This window comes from Nocardia uniformis NBRC 13702 (assembly GCF_001613345.1).
GTDB lineage: Bacteria > Actinomycetota > Actinomycetes > Mycobacteriales > Mycobacteriaceae > Nocardia > Nocardia uniformis.
The window spans coordinates 79,037-89,865 of record NZ_BDCE01000059.1; the positions used below are offsets into that span (position 1 = coordinate 79,037).

Genomic DNA, 10,829 nt, shown 5'->3' on the forward strand with positions numbered 1-10,829 from the left:
ATACACTAGAGCAAATGCTCTACCGGAGGAGTGGTATGGCTACCGTCGATATTCCCGCAGGTCGAATCCACTATGTCGAACACGGCGAGGGGCCGCCGGTGGTGCTGCTGCACGGCCTTTTGATGAATCACACAGTGTGGGACCCGGTACTCGACCGGCTGCCCGAGGGGTTCCGGTACGTCCTGCCGGATCTGCCGCTGGGGGCACATCCGGAGCCGATGCGCCCGGATGCGGACCTGAGCCTGCGGGGGCTGAATCAGCTCATCGCGGATTTCCTGACCGCATTGGATCTGCGCGATGTGACGCTGGTGCACAACGATTGGGGCGGGGGCCTCTTCCTCACCGCCTACGGCCTCGATGATCGGGTCGGCGCGCTGATCATCACGCCCAGTGAGGCCTTCGACAACTTTCCGCCGGGGCTGCCGGGCAAGACCGCGAAACTCGCGGCGTATCTGCCCGGCGGAGTGTGGTTGGCACTGAAGCAGCTACGCGTCTCCTGGCTCCGCAGCTCGCCGCTCATGTTCGGATGGATGGCGCGCCGACCACTCTCGGACGAGATGGTGGACGGCTGGACCGAACCCGGACTGCGCGATAAGCGGATCCGCCGAGACCTGCTCTCCTACACTCGATCCGGTTTCACGACGGCAGAGCTCATTGCCAATACCGAAGCGCTGCGGAACTTCTCGGGCGAGGCTTTGATCCTCTGGTCCTCGGCCGACAAAGTCATGCCACGCGAGCACGGCCGCCGTTTGGCCGAACTCATCCCGAAGGGTCGACTGGTCGAGATCGACAACGCCTACGTGCTGTCCATGCTCGATCGCCCCGACGCCGTCGGGTCTGCCATATCGTCATTCCTCACGGGAGCCGCCGCTCACTGAGCCACTTACGGGCGCGGGTGGCGGAGGCTCGCGATAGCCAGGCGTCCTGTATCACCTCGGTGAGCTCCTGCGGGGTGAGCTCGCCGATATGGCTGCCGCGCAACAACACCGAGAGGTGCCCGTCGAAGTGCGAGGTGGTGAAGAACGGGGAGTCGGGGTCCTGAGTGAGAGCGAGCTTGTCGGACTCCGAGGGTACCCAGAAGATGATTACGTCGTCGTAGCGTTCACCGGTCTCGGGGTCGACGGCATCGCGACTCGGAGTGCGAAAGTAGATAAAGGACTTCCCGCCGACCTGGTAGATCGGATTGCCGTTCGGCCCGTGCAGCAGGGCGACGTGCGGCATACCCTGGGCGCGCTCATGCACATCGTCGAGGCGGGCCCCGCGCGATTCACTCGGCACGGCGTCGATTCGAGGTCGAACCCGGGCGATTCTTTCGACGAATTTCCGTCGCGGCCTCGTCGGCGACCGTATTCACAACCGCGTCCAGGTCGGCGAAATCTTTATAGAAGAAGGGCTCGGTCACCCCGGCCCGACGGCAAATCTCCGCCACACTGAGCGCATCCGCACCCTGCGTTTCGATAATCTCGCGAGCCGCGGCCAGTATCGCGATACGGCGTTCGGCCCGCCGCTGTCGCTCGGAGAACCCCGGTCGCGCCCGTCCAGTCACACCCCGAGGCTACGCGGAGAACTAATGCGCGGTACACATCACCGATCCGGGTATATCGGACAGCCCTCAACTGGTTGCCCTGTTCGGCGGTCGATCCGGTGTAAGCGTCGGCACATCGCGCTTACCACACGGTCGCGAACTGGATTTATGGCCGGTCACTGGTCGCAATGGCGAGCGATCCCTTAGGTTGGGGCCATGGCGCGGCGTGTCACCGGAAACCTTCCTTCGGAGGTCACCAGTTTCGTCGGGCGCCGCGATGAGCTGGCTACCGCGAAACGGCTACTGCCGTCGACGCGAGTGCTGACTCTGCTCGGCCCGGGCGGGATGGGTAAGACCCGGCTCTCACGACAGGTCGGGCAATTGGTGGCTCGCGCATTTCCGGATGGCGTGTGGCTGGTGGAGCTGGCCGATGTGCTGGATCCGAATATGGTGACCCTGAGCGTCGCCGAGACTTTGGAACTGCGTGACGAGACCTCGGCCCCGCTGCCCCGGCTCACCGAATTTCTCGCCAATAAGCGGCTGCTGATCATTCTCGACAATTGTGAGCATCTCATCGATGCCTGTGCGGCCCTGGTCGGGCGAATTATCGCGACCACACCGGATGTGCGCGTGCTGGCCACCAGCCGGGAGGTGCTGGGTATTCCGGGCGAACAGGTGATGCCGGTGCCGCCGCTGCCGGTGCGGGGAGCCGGTGTCGGAGAAGACAGCGACGCCATGCGACTGTTCGTCGAACGTGCCGCCGCGGCCAATCCCGGCTTCGCCGCGTCCACCGCCAACCGGGCCACGCTCGCCGAGATCTGTGGGCGATTGGAGGGTATGCCACTGGCCCTGGAGCTGGCCGCGCTGCGCCTGCGGATGTTCACTCCCGAACAGATACTGGCGCGGTTGGACGACACCATGGAGTTGCTGAGCGCCGGACCGCGCACCGCACCGCAGCGCCAGCAGACCATCGAAGGCGCGATCCGCTGGAGCTACGACCTGTGCACTCCTGCCGAACAGCGGCTGTGGGAACAGCTTTCGGTATTCGCGGGTGGATTCGACATCGACGCCGCGGAGGCGGTGTGCGATCTGGGTGGCGCATCGATCATGGAGGCGCTCACCGGGTTGGTGGACAAGTCGGTGCTGACCCCGCGCTATGACGGTGCGGTGGGCCGGTACTCGATGTTGGAGCCGATCCGGCAGTTCGCGGCCGACCGGCTTACCCAGCGCGGCGATGAGGCGGCGGTGCGGGCTCGACACCGCGAGCACTACCGGCAACTGGCATTGCGCGGGCAGACCGCGTACTGGACGGGCGAGGATGTGGCCTGGTTCAGAGATCTCGCCCGCGAACACGCCAATCTCCGTGCGGCACTGCGCTCGGGGCTCCGCGATGATCCGCTCGAAACCATGGAGACCGTGAGCGTGCTGCGGCCGTTCTGGGAGCACCATCGGTTCCTGTTGGAGGGCTACCGCTGGCTCACCGAAGCCCTGGACCGCAATCCGGAACCCACCCGAGCGCGGGCCCGGGCACTGTCGTCGGCGGCTTCACTGGCCGCGCTGCTCTCGGATCGGGCATCGGCCGCCCGCCTGGTGGCCGAATGCCTGGAACTGGCGACGTCACTCGGCACCACCGACATCATGCCGGAGATCAATCTCGATCGATCCCTGCTGGCCTTCACCGAGGGCGATGGCGCGCAGGCACTGCAGCTGGCGCGCAGGGCCATCGAACTCGCCGCCGACGGTGGCCAGCCCGCCATTGAAATGGACAGCCACGCATTCGCGTTCATGTGCGCGGAGGTGACATCGGCTCCCGGCGGTCCCGAGATCGCCAAACGTTTCCTCGAACTCACCGAAGCCACGGGTTCGCACCTACTGGGCGGCCTGGCCCTCTGGACCGTGGGCATTGTCCATTGGCGTCGAGGCGACCAGGACACCGCCGCCGAATTCCACGGCCGCGCAATAGAACAGCTGGCCCTTTTCGAACGCTGTGTGTGGCTCGCTTCGGCGTTCGACGGACTTGCGTGGACCGAGGCCGCCCGTGGCGATCTCGACCGTGCTGCCCGCCTCATGGGCGCGGGGGAAACCTTGCAGCGCAGCACAGTGCTGCTGGCCCATCACATTACCGGCGTCATCGCCGACGAGGAACGTCGCCGAGTACGAGAGGTGCTGGGCGAGAAGGCTTTCCGTGAAGCATTTGGAGCGGGAGCCAACCTACCTCTCGAGGAGGCCATCGACTATGCCCTGCGCCGCACACCCGCACCCGTCGAACCCGAGCCCGAGGTAGCGAGTCGGCCGGTTCGGAAATCGCCTGCGGCCACCACCGAAACCAATGTGCTGACCCGGCGGGAGAAGGAAATCGCCCGGCTGGTCGCGGCCGGGCACAGCAATAAGCGCATCGCCACCGACCTGGTGATTTCCGTGCGGACCGCCGAGACTCATATCGAGCACATTCTGACGAAGCTGGGATTCACGTCGCGGACCCAGGTGGCGGCCTGGGTGCACGAGAACGGGCTGTAGACGGGCTCAGTATCCCGTTGCCCCATCAATGCGCTCCCGAAGCAGATCGGCATGCCCATTGTGGCGCGAGTACTCCTCGATCAGATGCAGATAGATCCACCGCACCGACCGCTCCGCGCCCGTATGCGGATGCACCCCGACATGTTCGAGCGGCAGCTCACCAGTAGCCTTGTCGCACAGTGCGATTTCTCCGCGGTACCGAGCGAGGTCGGCTTCGGCACCGGCCGCCACGGCGTCGTCGAAGTCGCCGTCCGGATTGGTCTCGCTGCAATAGGCGTACTCGACCTGCTCCCCCGCCGCTACTACGCGCATCCACCCCCGCTCCACCTCGGTCATATGCCGCACCAATCCGAGCAGCGACATGATCGACGGTTCAACGCTCCGGGCAGCGAGCTGAGTCTCGTTGAGCCCCTGACACTTCCACAGCAGAGTGGCACGACTGCGATCGAGGAATGATCGGAGCATTGCCCGCTCATCACCCACCACGAGGAACGGGGTGCGATCGGTTTCGGGTGCGATCCACGTCATGGTCGCAATCTAATCCCGATCGCCTCGTCGTTACAGCCCGTTTTCGAGGAAGTCGACCACGGAGCGTTCGAAGGCGTCCTTGCGCTCCACCTGCACCCAGTGGCCACAGCGGGAGAAGATGCGCAGGTCGACGTTCGGGAGCTGGCGGGCCGGGAACAGTGCGCCCTCCACCGGGGTGACGCGGTCGTCGCGACCCCACATCATCAGAACCTGATGCCGCAGACCCTTGAGCCGGGCCCAAAGCGGTAGCGTCTCAGCCATCTTCGGGTTGTAGAAGGTGGCGTAGGCGTCGCCGAGGGCCTTGGTCTGCTTGGGATCGGTCGCGGCGGCGGTTCGGGTCGCGATGAGTTCCTCGGTCAGCACGGCCGGGTCGAAGACCATGGTCCGCAACCAGTCGACGGCACGTTCGGCGGTGGGGTCGGCGTTGAAGGCCATCAGTCGGTTGATGCCCTCCGACGGCTCCGGACCCAGAATGTTCACCCCGACACCCCCGGGGGCCATCAAGACCAGCTTGTCCACCCGGTCGGCATGCTCCAGTGCGGTCAGGGTGGCGACGCCGCCGCCCATGGAATTGCCCAGCAGACTTGCCTTTTCGATGCCCAGCTCATCGAGTAGTGCGATTACCGCGTCCGAGGCGATCCGCAGATAATTGCGCTCGTAGACCTCCGGGCGCTCGCTCCCCCCGAAGCCGGGCTGGTCCAGCACCAGGCAGCGGAAATGCCGCGACAGCACCTCGAGATTATTGCCGAAATTGGCCCAGCCCGATACACCCGGGCCGGAGCCGTGCAGCAGCACGAGGGGCGCGCCGGAGCCCGCCTCGTGATACCGCAGCTTTATGCCGCCGACGGTGATCCAACGGCTGGTGTTCTCGGCGGTGAGAGTCATCTACAGCATCCGATCCGTCACTTCGAGACCCATTGCGCCCTTGCCGAACATGGCCAGGGCGCGCTCCACATCATTGATGGCGTGGACGCTGCCCGCGTGCGCGTCGCGCCAGTGCCGTTCGATGGGATTCGGCCGCCGGATGGAGTGGCCGCCGGAGTTCTTGAACAGCAAATCGATGGCCTCCAACGCTCGTTCGGTGCCACGGACCTGATCACGGCGGGCACGCAGACGGGATTCGAAGGGAATCGGCTCGCCCGCCTCGGCATAGCGCAGCTGCTCGGTCATATTGCGGTCGGTCTGCAGAATGGCGGCATCGATTTCCGAAGCGGCGCGGGCGATTCGGACGTGTGCGAAGGGGTCCTCGGACACCTTCTGGCCGCCGTAGGACAGGCGTACGCGCTCCTGCTGTCGTGCGATATGCGCCTCGTACGCACCCTGCGCGGCACCGATAATGGGCGCGGTAATGGTGTTGGAGAAGACGCTGCCGAACGAGATCCGGTACAGCGGAGCAGTATTGCGCTCTTGACCGGGTCCGATCAGGTTGGCCTGATCAGTGGCGCTGTAGGTGCGGTGGGTGGGGACGAAAGCCTTCTCGATGACAATGTCATTGGAGCCGGTACCGGACAGGCCGGAAACATTCCACACGTCCTCGATGCGGTAGTCGGTGCGCGGGACCAGGACCGTGAAATAGTCCATCCCCTGCTCCGACGGCACCAGCGCACCCAGAAACACCCACTGCGCGTGATCGCAACCGGAGGAGAAGCTCCAGCGGCCCGACATCTCGTAACCGCCCTCGACCGGCTTCAGTTTGCCGGTCGGCGCGTACGAGGACGAAACCAGGGTGTCCGGGTTCTCGGCCCACACATCCTGCTGCGCCTGATCGGTGAACAGGGCCAACTGCCACGGATGTGCGCCCAGCACCGACGCCACCCAGGCGCTCGACGGACAGGCGGTGGCGATACTGCGGATGACCTCGTAGAACGCCACCGGCGACTCCTCGGCGCCCCCGAACCGCGACGGCTGGAGCATGCGGAACACCCCGGCCTCGGTCAGTTCCGCAATCGTGGCGTCGGGGACCCGCCGCTGCTCCTCGGCCGCCACGGCCCGTTCCCGAATCGCGGGCAGCAGATCCCGGACCCGATCGAGCACCTTGTTCGTCATTGAGCTGTTCCCTCCTGGTCCAATTCCTCTGACCATCGACGCTATGGCCGCCGATGCCACCCGGCCGGAAAAGTCCCGGTGATCGGACGTCGCCCACCACCGACCGGCCACTTCACAGATTTCGTGCGGCGGCCGTCCCCGCGCGGCGACCGAAGAAGGTGCCGTCGCCCAATGAGGTGCCGCTGATGTAGCCGAAGCCGTGCAGGCCGTTGGCGGCGCGGCCGGCGGCGAAGAGGCCGCCGATCGGGTAGCCGTCGTGGTCGAGAACGTGGCCGTCGAGATCGGTGTGCAGGCCGCCGAGGGTGAAGACCGAAGCACCGGTGCCGCGGCGGTCACCTGATTCCGAGGGTGGGCGGATTCCGGCCTTGACGTCGATGGCGGCCAGGGGCGGGGTCAGCGGACGCAGCCAGCGCTGAGCTTTGTGCAGGTCGAGATCGGTGCCGTGGACGGCGAATTCGTTGTAGCGCGCGATCGTGTCGACGAGAGATCCGGCGGGGAGCCCGGCCAGCCGCTCGAGTTCCTCGGGGGTTTCGGCGACGTGGGTGGGTTGTACGCCCCAGCGCTGCGGTGCGGGTACGTCTTCGAAGCCCGTCTCGTCGACGATCACCCACACGGCGGTATCGCCGCCCGCCCAGGCCCCGCCCATATTCTGCCGATACAGTGCCGCCTGCCCGATGCGCCCCGGATAGGTGTCCTCGTTCATGAACCGCTGCCCCCGCGCGTTCACCACCATGCCGCGTGCCGCGAGTCCGGGAATCAGTGACATGCCGACCTGCCCGGCACCCATATGCCGCACCGAGGCACCGAGCGCCTGCGCCATTCGGATACCGCTACCGTCATCGGTTCCTGCGCTGACCTTGGTGTGCCCCAACAACTGTGGCGCGTGATCGGCGAGCATGGCGTCGTTGTCGACGAAGCCACCGGTCGTCAGCACCACACCGCGCAGCGCGCGAATGGTGATCTCCCTGCCGTACCGACGCGCGACCGCGCCCACCACGGTCCGATCGTCGGCGACCACCAGCCTGGTGACATACGTGTCGAATAGTGTTTCCGCCCCGACTTTTTCGGCGGCGCCCGCCAAGCACTCCATCAGTAGATTCCCGCCGAAATCCTTGGCGGTCGGTCGATGTCCCCGTGGTGCGGGCTTCGCCAATTCCGTGAAGGGCCAACTGTTCTCGCCGAGCCACATGAGACCGTCATCGGTCGGCGGTACCCAGGTCGGCGCATCCCACATCGAGGGTTTGAACGGCACTCCGCGATCGACCAACCATTGGAAGTGCTCGACGCTGCCCGAGCTGTACTCGGCGATCTTGGCCGGATCGGCGCTCGGTCCCAAGGCCGCGGTCAGGAAGGCCGCCATATCCTCCGGGGTGTCGTCGAATCCGCACGCCAGCTGTATGGGGGTGCCGCCGCCGAGGTAGATCTCGCCGCCCGACATGGCCGACGCGCCACCCGCACCACCGGCCCGGTCCAGCACCCGCACCCGTGCCCCGGTTCGCGCGGCCTCGAAGGCCGCCGAGGCGCCCGCCGCGCCGTAGCCGACCACCAGCACATCGGTCTCGATGTCGTAGTTGCTCACGTCGGTCGCCGCGCGTGGGGTCACCGAATTCCGCACCGTCATACCCTCGACATTCCCTTCGAAAGGCGAACGACATAGCGGCGCATCTTGCTCAATGACTCTCAGATCCCGATGACCGGGACTGGAACCCGTCGCCTACCAGCACCTGGGGCGATGGTGTGTGAACGGCGTCACGTCTCGGTTTCCGACGCCTCACGAGGAGGAGAGCAATGCGGATTCTGGTCACCGGAGTCACCGAGCCCAGTGGTCGCGCCGTGGCGCGGATGCTGTTGGCCGCGGGCCATGAGGTTGTCGGCCTGGACCGGCAACGGCATCGCTACGTGGACCCGCGGGCCGAGGCGATCGTCGGCGACCTGTCCGATCCGAAGGTGTGCGCTCGGGCGGTCGACAAGGCCGACACCGTGCTGCATCTGGCCGGACATTCGGTAGCCGCCATTGCCCGCGCCGCCGAGAGTGCGGGCGCTCGACTGGTGATTCCCGTTGTGGCGGGCTCGGATTCGACGGTGGAGCGCATTGTCACCGGTAGCGGCGCGGACGCGCTGATCGTGCGCATCCCGGTGGTGGCCGGTCGCCGAGTCGACCGCGGCAGCTGGCGCGCCCTGGAGAGCCTGGCGGGTACCCGCCGAGCCGAGGGACTGCAGGTCCTGCACTACGACGATCTGGAGCGCTTCCTGGTGCTCGCCGCCGTCTCGCAGCGCACCGGTGTTGTCGGATTGGCCGCTCCCGGTACGGTTTCCGGTGATGACGTACGCACGATCCTGAAGGACGCGGGGGTCAAATACTCCGCGTGGCTGTCGCGTTCGACGGCGGGCCGCACCCTGGTGGACACCAGCGCCGCGCGCGACGAATGGCATTTCCGCTACGGCTGGACCGCCCGCGAAACGGTCACGGATACCGCGCGTGGCCTCCATGGCCGCAAGGCCGACGGCTCCGGTTTCCGCACCCGCCGCGGTGCTATCCCGCTGCCGAGTCATGTGGTGCCGCAATCGGCTCCGACCTCCGATGGCCATCGGCTGGTCTCCGGCGCGCCAGAGGGGTTCGAGGGCGAGTTCGACGACAAGATCGACGAGCGCATCCCGGTGCACACCGCCACCAATACCTCCGAGGCGCTACCCGGGCCGCTCACCCCACTCACCATCGACCTGCAGGCCGGTGCGATTCGGCTCGGCAACGAGGCCATGGGCGCCATGATCGCGCTCGAGGGAATCGCGTTGGAGCACTGGGTTTCCCGCGTCACCAGCGTGCTCGGCCACCATATGTACATCAACCCGTCGATCGGTGTGTTCACCGCCGAGAACATGCCCGGCTGGGATGAGGAATCCATCCGCAAGGACGTGTACGGCGCGATCGGCGATCTGGAGCTGCACCCGCTGGGCCGTCCGCCCATGGCGGGCGGCCGCCTCGGCACGCTCAGGGCGACCGGACGGGTGGCCGCGACCGCCCTCGCCTACGGCAGGACCGCCGAGCACATCAATGCCGCCTCACACGCGGAAGCTCTCACCCGCGAACAGATTTCCGAACTCACCGACGAGCAGCTGCACGCCCGCGCCCTACTGTGGCGCGACCGCCTGAACCAGGGCTGGCAGGCGGCGTCCATCGGCGTCATGATGACCGGTGCGGCCACCGCCATCCACAAGGGCGAGGTGAAGATCAACCTGGAGCGCCTGGAATCGGCCCGGCCCATGCTGGCCGTGGAGCGACTGGCGGCACTGTGCCGCAAGGACGCCGGACTGCACGAGGTAGCCCGCAGCGGCGATGTCGCTGCCGCACGCGAGAAGTCGCCGGAATTCGCCAAGGCTCTCGATGCCGAACTCGCCACGATGGGCCATCGCGGTCCCGGCGAATGCGAGCTCATCAACCCGACCTTCGGTGACCGCCCCGAACTGCTGGTCACCGCCGCCGGGCGGGCGGCCGAAATGCCTGCCCCGCACCGTGAATCGGTGGCCGAGCCGACGTCGCGCACCGCCAAGATGGCCGTCGGAGCGACCGTCAACCGGGAGCGCGCCCGCGACGCGGTCGTGCGCGTCACCAACTGCCTGCGTCTGGCCACCCAGGAGCGCGCCGCGCGGCTGGTCAAGGTCGGCAAGCTCACCGAGATCGAGGATTCGGCGTTCCTGACCCTCGACGAAATCCTGTGGGCCCCGGCGAATCTGAAGGAACGTGTGGCCCGACGCCGCGCCGAGCGCATTCGACTGAAGGGCATCCGCATGCCCGATCTGGTCAATGGCCGCTGGGAGCCGGAGGAGATCTCCGGCGCCATCGCGGTCGGCGATACCCTCACCGGCCTCGGCGTCAGCCCCGGCGTCGTGGAGGGGACCGTCAAGCGGGTACTGACACTCGACGACGATATCGAGCCCGGCGATATCCTGGTCGCCGCGGTCACCGATACCGGCCACACCGCCATGTTCTCCTACGCGGGCGCGGTGGTCACCGATATCGGTGGTGCCGCATCGCATGCCGCCATTGTGGCCCGCGAATTCGGCGTGCCCTGCGTGGTGGATACCAAGACCGCCAGTACGGGGCTGTCCGACGGCCAGCGGGTACGTGTCGACGGTGCGGCAGGAACGGTGACGCTGCTGACCGACGCGGAGTAGCCCCTCCGAGGCCGCATCTCGAGATCAGCGGCCCCACCTC

The 10,829-nt window shown here is 66.6% G+C and carries 9 protein-coding genes; 3 read left to right on the forward strand and 6 right to left on the reverse strand.

Features of this window, described 5'->3' with window-relative positions; all coding sequences use genetic code 11:
* The first annotated feature begins 35 nt into the window (after positions 1-35).
* Entirely contained in the window at positions 36-878 is an 843-nt protein-coding gene (locus tag NU1_RS21650; protein WP_067523638.1) for an alpha/beta fold hydrolase, read from the forward strand.
* On the opposite strand, the gene NU1_RS21655 is transcribed toward NU1_RS21650, so the two are convergent.
* Both NU1_RS21655 and NU1_RS21660 read right to left on the reverse strand, forming a co-directional pair.
* Positions 856-1,221, reverse strand: coding sequence for an MmcQ/YjbR family DNA-binding protein (locus NU1_RS21655; protein WP_212762055.1), 366 nt, complete (start codon positions 1,219-1,221; stop codon positions 856-858). The genes NU1_RS21650 and NU1_RS21655 overlap by 23 nt on opposite strands.
* A 46-nt stretch (positions 1,222-1,267) precedes the next feature.
* Complete coding sequence (locus NU1_RS21660) at positions 1,268-1,546, reverse strand: TetR/AcrR family transcriptional regulator (protein ID WP_067523640.1); 279 nt, start codon at positions 1,544-1,546, stop codon at positions 1,268-1,270.
* Between the two features lie 195 nt (positions 1,547-1,741).
* Here NU1_RS21660 and NU1_RS21665 point away from each other — a divergent pair, with 195 nt between their 5' ends.
* The gene (locus NU1_RS21665) at positions 1,742-4,042 is read left to right on the forward strand and encodes a LuxR C-terminal-related transcriptional regulator (protein WP_067523641.1); all 2,301 of its coding nucleotides are present in this window, start codon (positions 1,742-1,744) and stop codon (positions 4,040-4,042) included.
* A gap of 6 nt (positions 4,043-4,048) precedes the next feature.
* On the opposite strand, the gene NU1_RS21670 is transcribed toward NU1_RS21665, so the two are convergent.
* The 4 genes from NU1_RS21670 to NU1_RS21685 form a co-directional block, all read right to left on the reverse strand.
* The gene (locus tag NU1_RS21670; protein WP_067523642.1) at positions 4,049-4,570 is read right to left on the reverse strand and encodes a DinB family protein; all 522 of its coding nucleotides are present in this window, start codon (positions 4,568-4,570) and stop codon (positions 4,049-4,051) included.
* Between the two features lie 30 nt (positions 4,571-4,600).
* The gene (locus NU1_RS21675) at positions 4,601-5,455 is read right to left on the reverse strand and encodes an alpha/beta fold hydrolase (RefSeq protein ID WP_067523643.1); all 855 of its coding nucleotides are present in this window, start codon (positions 5,453-5,455) and stop codon (positions 4,601-4,603) included.
* Positions 5,456-6,616, reverse strand: coding sequence for a 3-hydroxy-9,10-secoandrosta-1,3,5(10)-triene-9,17-dione monooxygenase oxygenase subunit (gene hsaA / locus NU1_RS21680; RefSeq protein WP_067523644.1), 1,161 nt, complete (start codon positions 6,614-6,616; stop codon positions 5,456-5,458).
* Positions 6,617-6,728: 112 nt separating this feature from the next.
* Positions 6,729-8,237 carry an FAD-dependent oxidoreductase gene (locus NU1_RS21685; protein ID WP_067523645.1) on the reverse strand — a complete coding sequence of 503 codons (1,509 nt, stop codon included), beginning with the start codon at positions 8,235-8,237 and terminating at the stop codon, positions 6,729-6,731.
* 167 nt (positions 8,238-8,404) lie between these two features.
* Between NU1_RS21685 and NU1_RS21690 the strand changes: the two genes are divergently transcribed.
* On the forward strand, positions 8,405-10,789 hold the full coding sequence (locus NU1_RS21690; RefSeq protein ID WP_067523646.1) for a PEP-utilizing enzyme: 2,385 nt from the start codon (positions 8,405-8,407) through the stop codon (positions 10,787-10,789).
* Positions 10,790-10,829 lie beyond the last annotated feature (40 nt).